Genomic DNA, 14,081 nt, shown 5'->3' with positions numbered 1-14,081 from the left:
CGGCCCCGGAACCGGTGCCCCCGTATCCCACGGGGCCGCAGACCGGCCCACGGGCTGCGGCGTCGTCGTGGCCGACCGGGCCTTCCGCGTCCTGGGCGGGCAACCGGCCGCAGGAGGCGCAGACCGGCCCGCAACGGGGACCGCAGACCGGGCCGCAGGCGAGCCACCAGCCGGGACCGGACACCGGGCCGCAGACCAGCCCGCGCGCTTCCGCGTCCTCCTGGTCGACCGGGCCTTCCGCGTCCTGGGCGGGCAACCGGCCGCGGGTGACTCCGCTGCCCCCGCCGTGGGGCAGGCCCGAGCCGCCGCCGCGGCCCCGCCCGCACCGCCGGGGTGCCTCCGACCAGCCTTCGGGCCCCCAGGACGCGAGGGGGGCGACGAATCCTCTCGGCTTCACCCCGATCACGGCGGTCCCCGCGGACTCCGCGGCGGAGGCGTTCCTCTCCGGCCCGGCGGTGCCGCGGCACCCCGTGTCGCCGCCGGAGCCGCTGTCTCCCGAACCTCCGCGGTACCCCAGGTCCGCGGCGCACACCGCTCCTCCGCCGAGCCCGCCGGTCGAGGCGCAGCCGACCCAGGTGGCCTTCCCGCCTCCGGTTCCCACGCCGCCGCGGTCCCCGGAACCGCCGAAGACGGTGGAGCAGCCGGTCCGCGAGCCGGTGGCGGACGTGCCGCCGTCCCCGGAACCCCCGCAGGTGCCGCAGCCTCCTGCCCCGCCTCCCGTCCCTGTTCCGGAGCCGGAGGCGGTCCAAGAGCCGGAGACCGAACCGGTCCAGGATGTCGCACCGCAGTCCGCCGAGCCGGAGCCTGCCCCGCAGCCGGAACCGGAACCGGCCCCCGAGCCGGAAGCGGAACCGGCCTGGGAGACCGTCAGCGTCACCGATCCGACTCCCGAACCGAAGGCTGCTCCCGAACGGGAACCGGAGCCGGAAGCCGCCCGGGCAGTCGCGCCGTCTCCCGAGCCCGTCACCGAACCCGAACCCCAGCCGGAGCCCGAACCGGAACCGGCCCAGGAGACCGCCCGGATCACCGCTCCTCCCCCGGAGCCTGAACCGGAGCCCGTCCAGGAGACAGCCCGGACCGTCTCCCCGGCTCCAGAACCGGAACCGGCCCCCGAGCCCGATGCGGGACTGGTCCAGGAGTTCACCCGGATCATCGATCCGAATTCCACGCCGGGCCCGGAACCCGCCCAGGAACCCTTCCAGGCCGTCTCTCCGCTACCGGAGCCGGACGACGTCCCGACGGCGGTCCAGTTCACCGGGTTTCTGCCGGAGCCTCCCCCGGTCGTGCCGAACCCGGTCGCCTCCTCGGCGCCGGAGGACCTGTGGGACCTGAACCGTCCCGGGTACGAGCGGAGACTGGCCAGCCTTCCCCCGCTGCCGCGCGCCCGGTGGCGGCGGGCGATCTACCGGGTCACCCGCCGCAAAGTGCGGCTGGGGTGATCCAGGCCCCGACGCCCTCAAAACAGACGCCACATCGGAGCCCCGGGCCCCGAACGTCCCGGGGCTCCGCGCTGTCCGGCCCATGACCGGAGGTGTCTAAGAGCGGGCCGCGCCCCAGCGCCTGTCGGGTCTCCCCAACCGCTGGGGCGCGGCAGCTCGGCGGCTACGGCTCCGGTTCCGGTTGCGCGATCCCGTGCTGGCCCTGGGGCCACAGGTGGCCGAACACGTCGGTGTGGAAGCCGACGTGGCCGTCGGGACGGACGCACCCGGTGCCGGTGAGCGGGTGGCACTCGCCGCAGGACTCGCCCAGCCACAGGGCGATCTGGTGCAGCAGCGCCAGGCAGGTGTGCCGCACTCCGGTGAGCCAGTAGGTGCGGTCCCGCGTGCCCGACACGAGGCTGTCGGCGAGTTCGCGCAGCAGGCGCGCTTCTTCAGGGGTGAGGTCCATGTCGTCCGCCCCTCTCACCGGTGGCGGCCCAGGTAGGCGCGGGCGTAGCCGGGCGGCGTGAACTCGGTGAGCGTGAAGTCCAGGGCGTCCAAGTCGGTGCAGCCGATCAGCAGGTCGCCCAGCACCCGGTGGCGCGCCAGGTAGGGCACGAGGTCGTGCGGCTCGTAGCTCAGTTGCCACAGCGGCGCGTGCCGCCGTGCGACCCGGTGGAACTCGGCTTCGTCCGCCGTCGGCGGCACGGCGTGCCGGGGCACGTAGGGGCGGGGCCGCGGAGCGCGGCGGGGCACGGGGCGTTCCTGGGGCCGCCGGGCACGGCGCAGAGCAGGCCGGTCGGCGACCCGCCGCCGCGTTCGCGGCAGGGCGGTGCGGGCCAGCAGCAGCGGAAGCGCCGCCAGCAGGGGGACAAGGGTGCGGACCAGACGCATGGGCGTCCTCCTCGCGCATGACTGAGCCGTCTGGAACGGGACGGCAGGAGAACGAGTACACACCCATAGTGAATGCTAGAAATCTAGATTTCAAGCTCTAGCCTTTGAATGTGAATCCATAGATTGCTAAATGTCCGTTTTCTCGCCAGGAGGCTACGATCAGCACGTTCAGGAACCAGCGTGGGAGAGGAAGCAAGCGCATGGCGGCAAGCCCGACAGTTCGGCGGCGCCAACTCTCCGCGATCCTCCGGCGCCTGCGTAAAGACGCCGGATTGAGTCTCGAAGAGGCAGCCCGGCGGCTCGAATGGTCAAGAGCCAAGCTCGGACACATCGAGACGGGTGAACGGAAGAGGCTCAGCGTCGTCGAGGCCAAAGCGCTGTTGCAGGAGTACGGCGTAACCCCTGACGACCCCAGGTACGACGCCGTGCTCACCCTGGTTCGCCAGGCCCAGAAGCGCGGCTGGTGGACGCGCTACGACGACATCCTCACCGGCTCATACGTCGAGTTGGAGGCGGAAGCTACCCACATCGCCAACTACGAGGCTTCCGGCATTCCCGGACTGTTGCAGACTCCCGGCTACGCTCATCTCCTTCAACGCGCACGGCTGTCGCGCAACCCTGAAGACATCCAGCGCGCGGTTGAAGCCCGTATGAAGCGCCAAGAGATTCTCACCGGTGAGAACCCTCCGGAACTTTGGGCTGTGATCGAGGAGCACGCTCTCCAACGTCTGGCTGGCGCTCCTGATGTGATGAGGGAGCAGATCGAGCGCCTGATCGACCTCGCCGACTCGTCCAACCACGTCACCATCCAGGTACTGCCTACCAGCGCTGGAATCCATGCAGGCGTGACCGGGCCGTTCGTGATCATGGAGTTCTTGGAACCCGCATCTCCGATCGTCTACCTGGAGACGTTCACCGACGGCTTGTACCTGGAGCGACCCGAAGAAATCGCCCTATACAGGAAGCTGTGGGATCACATACGCAGTTCCGCCCTGGACGAGGAACGAACGATCCCCTATCTGAAGCAGATGATCAGACATTAGAGAGAACACCATGCACGTGTTTCCTGAAGGTGCTTGCTGGCGTACTTCGAGTTACACCCAGCAGCAGAACTGCGTCGAGGTGGCCGACGCCCCCGGAGTCACCGCTGTCCGCGACACCAAGAACCGTGACCAGGGAAGCCTGCTCTTCTCCTCCGCCGAGTGGCGTGCCTTCATCGACGCCGTCAAGCAGGACACATTCTGACCAAGAGCGGAAGCCCTCGGCGACCGACGTCGCCGAGAGCTTCCATGTACTCGTTCCACGGCCATGCTATCCCGAACTGTGGCCCTGAAGAAGGCCCCCATGACCTGGCAGGATGAGGGGAAGCGAGCCCAGAGGACGTGAACTGGGGGACGCCGGTGGCGGGCCGGAGGACAGGTCAAGGGCTGTTATGCCTGACCGACGCCCCCACCCCGCAGGCCGCGCCGCGCTTGGACAGATACGTCATCGAGGTGCTAGGGCGGCACAAGCACGCGATGCCACGCGAGGACTTCCTGTCCCGCCTGGCACAGAACAGCTCCACGGCGGCCTGACGCAGGAGATTAGGAGGCCACGATGGGCAACCTGGTTCCAGACGGTGAACTGCGGTTCCGCAAGTCCAGTTACAGCGACCTGAACAACTGCGTCGAGGTGGCCCGCTTCAAGCGGGGGCCGCTGTCCGCGACTCCGAGCACCGCGAGCTCGGACACCTGGTGTTCGACACCGCAGAGTGGCAGGCGTTCCTCACCACGCTCAAGAACAACGAACTCTGAAACACCGCGAGGTCCCGGCCTGGCCGGGACCTCGCGCAACCTATTCCCGCCGCCATGCTGTCCCCTCTGGGACCAGAGGAAAAGTCTTCGTCACCCTCCGGCGACGGCGTAGACCCGCACGCGGGGCGGCCCGTCCGCCCCGGGAAACGGCACCGCGTGCAGCCGGGTACCGAACGGGGGCAGCGCGTCGAGGTTCGCCAGTCCCGTCACCACCGGGACTCCGGCCCGGGGCAGCAGGTCCGGCACCGGGCCTCGCGCGTCGGAGGCGACCAGGGCCGCTCCCCACTCCACCAGTAGTTCCGCGGCCTCGTCGGTCAGGAAGGGGCCGTCTGTTCCCGTGTGGACCAGGACCGCGTGCCCCGCAAGCTCCAGGGCGGCGAGGGCCAGCCGGTCCGCGACCGGCTTCTCCGCACCGAGCAGCCGCACCAGAGCGACAGGCAGGTCCACCGACCGTTCCAGTTCCAGGCCGTTGGGCAGGGCGGCCGTCGTCGCCTCACCGGTGAGGTCGACGACCGTCCGCTCCCCGTTGCTGCCCTCGGTGCCCCGGGAGCCCTTGTGGGGTTCCCGGATGAGCTGTTTGCGGGTGATAGTCGTCCGTTCGACCATCAGGAGGCCGAGGTGGCGCACCAGCAGTTCGCCCAGTTCGGCGTCACTGATGTCGTCACCGGGGATGTCGAGGCGGAAGCCCTCCGTCCGCAGGGAACCGCCGTTGCTGAAGACCACTTCCGCGTCGAACTCGACCCGACACTGAGCCGCAGGATCGCTCGTGCCCACCGCTTCCCGTCCTCGTCCACCGGACCAGAGGGGACAGGGTAACCCGTCGCGGCACTCGGGCCGCGGCCGCTCGGGGCCTTCGCACCGTGCCGTCCGACCACCACGGTCCTGACAGCGGTGGCCCGTGATCTGCGGTTCCGCGCCCGCTGCCTCGGGCGGGGCCCCGTCCACGTGGGGAGGAGCGGACGGTCGGCCATCGGTGGAAGGCGAACCGCTGCGAGGGAGTTCCTGCTGCCTCCGCTGCGTCAACTGGTATTCCGACGCCACTGACCGCCATTCGCTCTTCAGCGCTGGTCGACCGTTGCGAGCGGCGTGCATGCGGCGCCTTTCCCTGGCCTGTCGGGCCGGGTCGGCGAGACGCAACGAGGTGGTGGACAGGCCACGGAGGTCGAGACCGGCCTGGGCACCGCGGGTGCGCACGATGCCGTTGTACCCCCGCACGCTGAGGCGGCCGTCTCCGGCCGACCGGCCTGCCGGAATCCGGTCTCCTCCGAAGACGCGTCCGTGGCGGTCGATCCGGCGGAACAGCGGCCCCTCGTGGATGCCCTGTGCGGCCAGTTGGCGCTTCCACTCCTGCACGGCGATGAGGGGGTTCAGTTCCGCCATGTCCGGGAGGGCGGAGAGTACAAGCGGCGTGTTTCTCCTGCTGCCTCGCCGGCTGGGGAGGGGGGCCCAGGGGTCGGGGGCGTGGATCGGGTGATCGACGTCGAGGAGCAGCAGTTCGCGGGGGCGGGCCGAACTGAAGAAGCCCAGCAGGAACAGGGCGCGGTCGCGCAGGCCGGCGGGGGTGTCCAAGGGGAGGGAGTCGACGAGGCGCCTCAGCTCCTCCAGTCGCAGCGGGCGCGCCCGTCCGGAGCTGTTGCGGGTGCGGGGCGGCGGGGCCAGGACGACGGGGCAGTCGGGGAACGCCAGTCCGTGTGCGCGGTGTGTGTACCGGATCGCGGTGAGCGCCCGTTTGATGGTCGCGGCGGCTCTTCCATGCTCTCTCAAGTGGGCTACATAGGATCTGATGGTCGTTTCACTGGCTGGAAGCGGATCTTCTCCTCTTTTCCGACACCATTCGGCGAAACGCCGCGCATCAGACTCGTAGAAGTTCCGACTCCGCTCCGCCAACCACGACATCCCATCCCCTTTTTGCACATGTGCGAACGTCTGACGCTTCTTGTCCGGTTTTCACTATGACTTTTCATCTCGGATCAGGAAGTCAGCAACGTGCAGTTATAAGTATATCTCTAGCATATGCACGTGCATATGCATCAAAGGGACGAGTGGGGCAAAGCGGTAAGATATGATCGTCCGTCAGGTAGCAACGTCCCACGGAAAGGACATCGAGGAAAACTGTGTGGACCGCCGGGGTCCGTCGGACCGGGAGCGTTCTCGGACGGAATACCCCCTCTTTGCACCTAGACCCGTGCAGGCCCGCAGGGCGCTGGAAGACCTCCGGGTGAATCGGAGGACTCCGGGACCCTGAAAGCTGGGAGTGCCTCCCGTCTCCCCAGACAAATTTCCTGACACCCCGTCAACAAAGGGAAGAGCCGGTCTTGCTTTCCTGTACCCGCCTCCGGGACGGGAAGGTGACACAGGCCCTCTCCTGGAAAGTCCCTTCTCCGCACCGCAAACAGTGAAGTCCTGGTTTTCTCCGGCATCCCAGCCCGAGAAAGCGGTCGGCCGTCCGGTCGACCGAGCGGTCATAGAGAGAGGGGAACAGGGTGCGAAGAACCCGTTACATCGGAAAGCACCGCAAGAAGTCGGTGAACGTATGGTCTGACTATTTGGAGGCCGTCCGTTACGGGAACTACGTGGCACGTTTGATCGTTGACGTGATCAGCGTGTACGACCGCACCCAAGAAGGAGGCCTCGGCCTCGGAGACCTCCTGGAGATCCTCACCCGCTGGGCGATGATCCTCCTGGGGCTCTGAGACCGAGGCCCCGGCAAGGGCTCTCAAACGCTACGGTTTCCAGGCCAGGCGTTTGGGGGCCCTTCTTTTGCGCGCACGACAGCACCCGCGACCGTCTCCGGCCGCAGTGCGTCCCACGCGCGGTCTGTGAGCACCGGCCTGCGCGGCAGTGACGATTGGTCTCCTACCGCAAAACGGCGGAACGAAACATCCTTCCCGCCCTAACCGCAGATTCTCGGTTCCTTTTATAGAGAGAACTGCTCTGTGCCTCACAGGAAGAAATTCGGACGGCACCAAACGTTATTGTACACAGCAAAAAACTCGTGCGACAGCCACTGCGACCGGCAACAGCCCACTACGTTGCGTGCATCCTCCGGCAACGCCACGGAAAAGGGCGCGACCGCAAACCCTCCAGTGGACCGCCACGTCTCGACGAGGCGACCGGTCATCCCCACGGCGGACAGCGCCGAGACACCGAAGCACAGCGCCCTGCGGGACGGGCTGCCCCAGAGGTGGCCTCGGTCAGGGGCGGCTGCGTCGGGGTTTCCTCCCCCAGTCCCGGAGCCTTCGGCCGGGAGAGACACCCCGGAGGGCGCGAGGACCAGGCGGGCGAGGGCGGGCTCACCGGGCTAACTCGGGTGGGTTCCGGACAGCGAGGGGCACTGGCCAGCGGCAGGGCGGGCAGTCGGCCGCAAAGACGAGGGATTCTCCCTAACCGGATGCGACAGCCCAGAGCCGCCTCATCCCGTTCTGCTGCTGAACAGAGCAGCACCCGCAGATGCCGAGGGGCAGAGACTCAGCCGCCGACAACCTCCCGGTACCTGCTCAGCACGTCCTTCACGGCATCGGTGACGGGCGGGTCCTCGGTGAGGGCTGCCCAGGTGTAGGCGTCGTGCTCCTGGAGAACGACCGGCCCCGGTTCGCGCACGTCCACCGCGAAGTTGAACTGTCGGCTTTTCTTACCGCTGCCACTGGTGTAGTCGAAGCTGCCGAGATACTGCCGGACGGCGACGAGGTCCAGGCCGGTTTCTTCTCTGACCTCGCGGGCCAGCGCGGCGTCAAGCTGTTCGCCCGCCTCAACCTTGCCGCTGGGGAGTTCGAAGATGCCGGGCATGAAGTCGTCTTCAGGACGTTGGAGAAGCAGCACCCTGCCATCGTGCTGGACGACTGCACCGACGACGAGTTGTTGTACGCCGTCGGTCTCGGCCTCGGCAGTGAGTCGAGCGAGAAACGAGTGGTCAACCATACGGATCATCCTTGCCGGTTCGGTAGTAGCAAGCTGCTTCGCAGCAGCCGCAGGAGTGATAGACCAGCTCAATAGCGGACGTAATAACAGACAGGGACAAGCCGGGACTCCGCCTCTTCATGACAGCTTCGGTCACACCCGGCACAGGAGCTCCCAACCAATATCGCCCTCGACCAGCAGATACGGGCCCTGACCATCACAGGTGCTCCGGTGCTGTCAGGAAACGGGCCTCTTCTTCCTCTCCTCCAGATCAATGAGTCGACCGCCGACGGAAGACGGCCAGTTGTGGGGCGCGTACCCGGTGCCGGCGAGCCAGGCGCGGATGCCCTGGGCGGGGTAGTCGATGGTGTTGTGGGGCAGCAGGTGGGGATCGGCCCACACGAGTTTGCCGCACTTGTGGGGTTCGGCGTTGTAGGGCTCCCCCTCCCAGTTCCGGGCGGTGAAGAACACGCCGATGCGGGCCAGGTCGGGGCGTTGGCGGTGGTGGAGGACCGCGGCCAGGGCGAGGTCGTCGGGGTCGACGGCGACCCCGACTTCTTCTCGGGCCTCGCGGGCCGCGCCGTGGTGGAGCGGTTCGCCCTCCTCCAGGTGGCCGGAGGGCAGGTGCAGCATGCCGTCGCAGTATCCGGTGTTCTGCCGCTCCAGCAGCAGGATCTCCCCGTCCCGGTGCAGGATGACGTGGACGTCGACAATGCTGCGGTAGCGCTCCGGCATGGCTGGCCTCACCTGGGATGGCTTACTAGAGATGTCGGTGCGACCATAGCGCCTGGATGGTTGCGGCGAGACGGGAAACCGTTGTTCCCACATCAGAACCGGTGTCGATCACCAGTGTGGGAACGCCGATACCCTCCAGCATGGCAAGCACTTCCTGGTAGAGGACGAACTCCCGGTCGGTGTTGGCGGGATCGTCCTCGAAACGGCCGTGGGAGCCGCGTGTGGTCAGCCGCTCGCGGAGCACATCGGGTGGGGCCGTCATGATGACGTTCAGGTCGGGAAGATCGACGTGGGTGTTGAGGGCGCGGACGAATTCGGGGGGAACGCCGTCGATTCCGGCTTGCAGGACCAGGGACGAGGCAAGGTAGCGGTCACACAGCACCAACTGTTCTGCTGCCAGAGCAGGGCGGATCTCGGTGTCGAGGTGGTGGTAGCGGTCGGCGGCGACCAAGCAGGCCAAGGACAGGCCGCGGTAGTCGCCGGTGTGGGCACGGGTGAAGCGGCCCAGTGCGGAGTGCGACGGTTCGGTGGTGGCGACCACCGGCAGCCCTTCCTCGGAAAGTCGCTCGCGCAAGAGTCTCACGGTGGTGGATTTCCCAGCGCCTCCGGGACCGTCGAAGGCAACGAACAGACCGCTCACGCCGCCCTCCGCATGTACTCGCTGCGGGACAGTTCCACCAGCGCAGCGCGTACTTCCTCGACGGTGGGCTCGCCGAACTGGATGCCGGTGGAGAAGTTGAATTCGTCGCGGTGGTGCAGGGCCACGTCCACTCCCTGATCGGTCAGGTCCACCGCCGTGTAGTTGAGCAGTTGTGTGGGGGTGTAGCGGCCAGTGGCGAGCAGTCGGCGCCATTCGGGTGTGCCAGGGTAGGGCCGGAACTCGAACACAGAGGAGCGGAACCGGCCCGGAGCTCTGTCGGCGAGGTCCCACAGTTCGTGGACCAGGGCGACAGTCTCGGCCATCTCTTCGCGGGTTTCGGTGGGAAATCCTAGGATGAAGTAGCCCTTGACGTTGATTCCGCGAGAAAGGAGGCGGACGATCACAGAGCGGACCATGTCGCGGGTGATGCGTTTATCGATGTAGGTCAGCACCCGTTCACTGCCGGACTCGATGCCCAAGGCGACCTCACGCAGCCCGTTGGCTGCCAGCAGGTCCAGGGTTGCTTCGTCGAGCCGGTGCAGTACGTTGATGCGGCCGGTGGCGTCCCACACCGCCCAGTCACCGATTCGCGCCTTGGTGAAGCAGACTGTCATCTGGTCGATGACGCGCCGGGCGCCCAGGAACAGGTCGTCGACGAAGCGGAACGCCGTCACGCCGAGGTTGTCGCGCAACTGCTCCATCTCGGCGACGATGCCCTCGGCGCTGCGCACCCGGATGGTGACGTCAGGATTGGCCGAGACAGCGGCACCGCAGAACGAGCAGTCGTAGGGGCATCCACGCGCTGCGACTATGGCGGCCTCCCATCGCCCTGCGTCAGAGTAGGGGTCTTGGACGAGGTAGCGGCGGTCCACGAACGGTAGTCCGTCGACGGGCGGGGCGAGGTGGTGGCCATGTCCGGGACGTCCTCCGGTGACCGGGGTCTTCAGCAGGGGGTCGAGCCACATCACGCCGGGCAGGTCGGCGCGGCGGTGGTGGTCGTCCAGCAGTTCAGCGACACGGGTCTCGGCCTCGCCGATGACCAGGGCCGCACAGCGGGCCATGCGTTCATCGGTGAGGATCTGGGTGGGCATGGCCTTGGCCTGGTGGCCGCCCACCATCACCTTGATGTCGGGATCGAGGCCCGAGGCGATGGTCGCGGAGATCTCGTAGGTGGGGGCCAGCAGGTTGAATCCGACCCAGCGGGGCCGTGCCCGGTTGACCGCGGCGACAGTGTCGGCGACCGACAGGCCGAGCGCCTCGGCGTCGAGCACTCCCACGTTGAACCCGCGGTGGGCGGCGTAGGTGGCGATGTAGCCGACACCCAGCACGGGAAGGGTGAAGTCGTTGACGCGGGGACGCTGGGCGTAGTCGCGCAGCGGGGTGTTAACGAACAGGGCGTCTAGGGCGTGGTCGGGATTGTGACCGCGGATGGGGTCAGTCGGGGGCGTACTCCTGTGCACGGCGTCCTCCCAGAGCCAGGGTGAGCACGGTGAGGGTCGACAGTTCGCGGGGAGTGGTGGTGCAGCGCTTCCAGCGGGCGGCGAACTCGGGTTCGCTGTCGGGCCAGGCCAGGCCAGGGGCAGCCTGAGCCGCATAAGTACGGACCGCCAGGTCGCCGCAGGGGTAGCGGGAGAAGTCGCCGGTGTGGTCGGCGACAGCGGCACCGGCGGTCCACGGGCCGATCCGGTGTACCGACTGCACTTCGGTGACCAGGTCGGTGGGGGGCAGACTCGCCCATTTGTCACCGAGGTCGAGGAACGCCTCGGCGGCGGCGCGCAGCGGACGCCGTTTGAACGCCATGCCCAGGCGCGCGTACTCGGCGTCGCTCACCGCCAGAACCGTCTCCGGGGCGGGAAAGGCGCGTAGCCGGTTTCCATCGCGGGTGACGCTCTCACCGAAAGCTGCGCTGAACCGCTGATACATGAGACGGGCCTGGCCGGCGCGGATGACCTGTCGGATGATCGCGGTGGCCAGGGCATCCCACAGGTCGGGGTTGCGCAACCGAGCGACCGGTCCCCGCCCGTACAGCACTTTCCGCAACCGCTCAGGGACGCCTTCGCCAAGGTTTACGGGATCGTGGACGTCAACCATGAGTCCGGCCGTTCTGTCCCGGGGCTGGAGCGGCAGAGTGGCAGCGGAGACGATTCGCGGCCCGTCGCTCGTGCGGACGACGCGGACTCCGGAGTCGGTCCAGCCCGGATGATCGGTCAACAGGTGCACGGCCTCTCCTCGGCTCAGGGCGAGTTGGTCTCAGACTCTGGCACATCGTGCCGCGCTTTCAGCAGGACGTCACAGAACTGGTCTCTCTCCGGGCCGCACGACCGGTGCTCCCGTATGAGGGGCGATGACGCCTTGCTTCTGAGTAGAACGTTTTTCCTGTCGGTGCTCTACAGCGTTCCTCGAACCGCTGGATCGGACAAGCACAACTCCGGTAATGATTGCAATAAAGTGTGATGACTCTAATGTCTCAAACATTGGAATAACCACTAAAACCAGTAGAGATGCCAGTGGCGGGGCTAACGCGGATCGATCAAGGCGCGGTTCCTCATAATGGAGGCCCGTGCGACCGCCGCTGCCGGAGACGCGGCGGCCTGCACCCGGGCGATGGCCGCGGCCGAGACGGAGTTCGTCCGCAGCAGGCCGGAGGAGGATCCTGAGTGGATCGGATACTTCGACGCCTGCGAGTTCACCGACGAACTCGCCCACTGCCACCGCGACCTCGGTCGCGCTGCCGCAGCTCGTACCCATGCCGAGGAGTGCCTGAGGCTGAGCACGGGGGACGACTACGCGCGCAGCCGCTCCTTCTCCCACATGGTGCGTGTGGCGGCGGTACTCGCTCAGAACGAACTCGACGAGGCCGCCGCACTCGGCACAGCTGTCCTTCCGCTGGTCGAGCGGACCGCTTCGGCCCGTGTCCGCGGCTATCTCGACTCGCTCGTCCGACGCTTCACCGCGCACTCTGCCCACCCGGCGGTGCGAGAATTCCTGGACCGCTCAGTCCCGGTCGTCGGCAGGTTGCCGATACGGCGGGGTCAGTAGGGGTGCCAGTGGCGGGGACGGCTCGGGTCGGCCAGGTCGGTGATCCTGCGGTGGATCTCCTCGTCGATCCGAGGATTCTCTCCGGCTCCGCGAACCCAGCAGGCATGCGGCCTCCCCAACTCGTTCCGGTCCTCGTCCACTGAAGAAGAACGTGTTGTGTGCTCGCACAGTCTGGCTGCGCTGGTTTGCGAGGGCTGGGAGACCCGAGCCCAGGCTGCAGGCCGTAATAATCTGTTATGGAGTACCTGGCTTCCTTAGGAGATCATGGCCTCCGTGATCTGCGGCCACTGCGGGCACGACCGTGCCGAGGGGAGATGCGAGTGCATTCCCGTCGCTTTCTGGCAGCGCGCTGACGTCCGCGAGGCGGTGGCGCGCTCGGATGTGACGCGGATCGTGCGACTGCTGCGCGCCCGCACCGACCTCACCCAAGAGGCGATCGCGAACATGACCGGCCTGTCCCAAGGCATGGTCTCGCAGATGGAATCCGGCAAGCGCTCCCTGCGATCCCCCATCAAGAAACGCCGAGCCTTGGAAGGACTGGGGACGCCTCAGCCAGTCCTCGAATATGTCACCCACTTCTCTGGACCAGAGGTATGCAGCGAAACCACGGAAGTGCATGACCTGATCGCCTATGCAGCCCAGGTCACCATGGGAGTGGTTCCCCAGACACCAGACCGGTGGACTTCACCGTTCACCATAGAAGCGGCTCAGGTTCCACAGCGAGTCACCATGGCCAACGTGGAACACCTCGAAGCAGTGACCCACTCCTTGAGGGCCGCAGACTACCGGTACGGCGGTGGAGCATGCCGCGACGCGATCAACGCTCACACCGCCCACGCCCGCCGTTTCCTTACCGCGGCCTCGGAGAACGATAGGGTCAAAGCTCGACTGCACCTCGCTCTGGCCGATCTCCACAACCTGGCGGGATGGACAGAGTTCGACATCGGCGGCCACTCCACCGCACGGTGGCACTTCGCCCGTGCCCTGGAACACGCTCACCATGCCCAGGAGCCTTCTCTCTCCGCCAACGTCCTCTACCGCATGGGACGCCTCCACCTCCACCGTGGACTGATCAGCGACGCCCTGCGCTTCTTCCAGTTAGGACAGATCGCCGGACAGAACTCCGGTTGCGGGGTAACCGTGGCGATCCTGCACGCCAACGAGGCCTGGGCCTATGCCCTGACAGGAGACCCAAGCCGCGCGCTCCAAGCGCTGGGACGTTCCCAGGACGAATTCACCCGTACCGACCACACCCGTGTCCCGTCCTGGGCCCGTTTCTTCGGCACTGCCGACCTGGACGCCATGACCGGCGTGGTCAACGCCTCTCTAGTGGAGCTCGTTCCCCGCGCCTACAACCAGGCGACCACGAGTCTCACCCGTAGCCTCTCCCAACGAGGACCGGAAATGAGTCGGAGTCGCGCGTTTGAACTAGCGGCTTTGGCTACTGCCCACATCACAGGCGGAGATACCGCGGAAGGCGTGGAGGCCGGTTATGCCGCTGTCGACTTGGCTGAGCGTCTGTGCTCTGCCCGGGTCATCGACCGGCTTGCCCCTTTGGCTGCTGCAGCACAGGCAGTACACACCATCGATGCCGCCGACCTGGTGGAACGGATTGCTACGCTGCGGACACGATGAGCACACCACCTTCTGCACCAACGGCTTCCG

The 14,081-nt window shown here is 67.1% G+C and carries 15 protein-coding genes; 6 read left to right on the top strand and 9 right to left on the bottom strand.

Annotated features, from left to right (window positions below):
* Nucleotides 1-632 precede the first annotated feature (632 nt).
* On the top strand, nt 633-1,439 hold the full coding sequence (locus FOF52_RS17630; protein WP_248591022.1) for a hypothetical protein: 807 nt from the start codon (nt 633-635) through the stop codon (nt 1,437-1,439).
* Between the two features lie 163 nt (nt 1,440-1,602).
* Here FOF52_RS17630 and FOF52_RS17625 read toward each other — a convergent pair whose 3' ends face one another.
* Entirely contained in the window at nt 1,603-1,887 is a 285-nt protein-coding gene (locus FOF52_RS17625) for a hypothetical protein (RefSeq protein ID WP_248591021.1), read from the bottom strand.
* A gap of 14 nt (nt 1,888-1,901) precedes the next feature.
* Nucleotides 1,902-2,312: a hypothetical protein gene (locus tag FOF52_RS17620; protein WP_248591020.1), complete on the bottom strand. Its 411-nt coding sequence runs from the start codon at nt 2,310-2,312 to the stop codon at nt 1,902-1,904.
* Nucleotides 2,313-2,512: 200 nt separating this feature from the next.
* Between FOF52_RS17620 and FOF52_RS17615 the strand changes: the two genes are divergently transcribed.
* The 3 genes from FOF52_RS17615 (at nt 2,513) to FOF52_RS17605 (ending at nt 4,105) form a co-directional block, all read left to right on the top strand.
* Complete coding sequence (locus tag FOF52_RS17615) at nt 2,513-3,355, top strand: helix-turn-helix domain-containing protein (RefSeq protein WP_248591019.1); 843 nt, start codon at nt 2,513-2,515, stop codon at nt 3,353-3,355.
* Between the two features lie 10 nt (nt 3,356-3,365).
* A complete protein-coding gene (locus FOF52_RS17610) occupies nt 3,366-3,557 on the top strand; it encodes a DUF397 domain-containing protein (RefSeq protein ID WP_248591018.1) in 192 nt (63 codons plus the stop codon).
* Nucleotides 3,558-3,973: 416 nt separating this feature from the next.
* Nucleotides 3,974-4,105: a DUF397 domain-containing protein gene (locus tag FOF52_RS17605; RefSeq protein ID WP_425265558.1), complete on the top strand. Its 132-nt coding sequence runs from the start codon at nt 3,974-3,976 to the stop codon at nt 4,103-4,105.
* A gap of 90 nt (nt 4,106-4,195) precedes the next feature.
* Here the strand turns inward: FOF52_RS17605 and FOF52_RS17600 are convergent, their stop codons facing one another.
* The 6 genes from FOF52_RS17600 to FOF52_RS17575 form a co-directional block, all read right to left on the bottom strand.
* Nucleotides 4,196-6,001, bottom strand: a complete 1,806-nt coding sequence (locus FOF52_RS17600) for a site-specific integrase (RefSeq protein ID WP_248591017.1) — start codon at nt 5,999-6,001, stop codon at nt 4,196-4,198.
* A gap of 1,572 nt (nt 6,002-7,573) precedes the next feature.
* Nucleotides 7,574-8,023, bottom strand: a complete 450-nt coding sequence (locus FOF52_RS17595) for an NUDIX domain-containing protein (RefSeq protein WP_248591016.1) — start codon at nt 8,021-8,023, stop codon at nt 7,574-7,576.
* Nucleotides 8,024-8,239: 216 nt separating this feature from the next.
* Entirely contained in the window at nt 8,240-8,737 is a 498-nt protein-coding gene (locus tag FOF52_RS17590; protein ID WP_068754125.1) for an NUDIX hydrolase, read from the bottom strand.
* Nucleotides 8,738-8,762: 25 nt separating this feature from the next.
* Nucleotides 8,763-9,377, bottom strand: coding sequence for a dTMP kinase (tmk, locus tag FOF52_RS17585; protein WP_083947944.1), 615 nt, complete (start codon nt 9,375-9,377; stop codon nt 8,763-8,765).
* Complete coding sequence (locus FOF52_RS17580; RefSeq protein WP_248591015.1) at nt 9,374-10,837, bottom strand: B12-binding domain-containing radical SAM protein; 1,464 nt, start codon at nt 10,835-10,837, stop codon at nt 9,374-9,376. Before FOF52_RS17580 ends, tmk begins: the two co-directional genes overlap by 4 nt.
* A complete protein-coding gene (locus FOF52_RS17575) occupies nt 10,812-11,378 on the bottom strand; it encodes a DNA glycosylase family protein (RefSeq protein ID WP_248591014.1) in 567 nt (188 codons plus the stop codon). Before FOF52_RS17575 ends, FOF52_RS17580 begins: the two co-directional genes overlap by 26 nt.
* Before the next feature lie 528 nt (nt 11,379-11,906).
* On the opposite strand from FOF52_RS17575, the gene FOF52_RS17570 reads away from it, so the two are divergent.
* Nucleotides 11,907-12,416, top strand: coding sequence for an NsdA family TPR-like regulatory protein (locus tag FOF52_RS17570; protein ID WP_482258133.1), 510 nt, complete (start codon nt 11,907-11,909; stop codon nt 12,414-12,416).
* On the opposite strand, the gene FOF52_RS17565 is transcribed toward FOF52_RS17570, so the two are convergent.
* Nucleotides 12,410-12,556: a hypothetical protein gene (locus FOF52_RS17565; RefSeq protein ID WP_248591012.1), complete on the bottom strand. Its 147-nt coding sequence runs from the start codon at nt 12,554-12,556 to the stop codon at nt 12,410-12,412. The genes FOF52_RS17570 and FOF52_RS17565 overlap by 7 nt on opposite strands.
* Nucleotides 12,557-12,680: 124 nt before the next feature.
* Between FOF52_RS17565 and FOF52_RS17560 the strand changes: the two genes are divergently transcribed.
* A complete protein-coding gene (locus FOF52_RS17560; RefSeq protein WP_248591011.1) occupies nt 12,681-14,051 on the top strand; it encodes a helix-turn-helix domain-containing protein in 1,371 nt (456 codons plus the stop codon).
* Nucleotides 14,052-14,081 lie beyond the last annotated feature (30 nt).

Origin of the sequence: Thermobifida alba (assembly GCF_023208015.1) — a bacterium.
Classification (GTDB): domain Bacteria; phylum Actinomycetota; class Actinomycetes; order Streptosporangiales; family Streptosporangiaceae; genus Thermobifida; species Thermobifida alba.
Note: the sequence above shows the minus strand (reverse complement) of the source record. Positions and strands in the feature narration are given on the sequence as shown.

Excerpts from the sequence above, each read along its gene's own strand:
- FOF52_RS17625 (WP_248591021.1), bottom strand. The coding sequence starts at position 1,887 with ATGGACCTCACCCCTGAAGAAGCGCGCCTGCTGCGCGAACTCGCCGAC.
- FOF52_RS17620 (WP_248591020.1), bottom strand. The coding sequence starts at position 2,312 with ATGCGTCTGGTCCGCACCCTTGTCCCCCTGCTGGCGGCGCTTCCGCTG.
- FOF52_RS17615 (WP_248591019.1), top strand. The coding sequence starts at position 2,513 with ATGGCGGCAAGCCCGACAGTTCGGCGGCGCCAACTCTCCGCGATCCTC.
- FOF52_RS17610 (WP_248591018.1), top strand. The coding sequence starts at position 3,366 with ATGCACGTGTTTCCTGAAGGTGCTTGCTGGCGTACTTCGAGTTACACC.
- FOF52_RS17600 (WP_248591017.1), bottom strand. The coding sequence starts at position 6,001 with ATGTCGTGGTTGGCGGAGCGGAGTCGGAACTTCTACGAGTCTGATGCG.
- FOF52_RS17595 (WP_248591016.1), bottom strand. The coding sequence starts at position 8,023 with ATGGTTGACCACTCGTTTCTCGCTCGACTCACTGCCGAGGCCGAGACC.
- FOF52_RS17590 (WP_068754125.1), bottom strand. The coding sequence starts at position 8,737 with ATGCCGGAGCGCTACCGCAGCATTGTCGACGTCCACGTCATCCTGCAC.
- FOF52_RS17560 (WP_248591011.1), top strand. The coding sequence starts at position 12,681 with ATGGCCTCCGTGATCTGCGGCCACTGCGGGCACGACCGTGCCGAGGGG.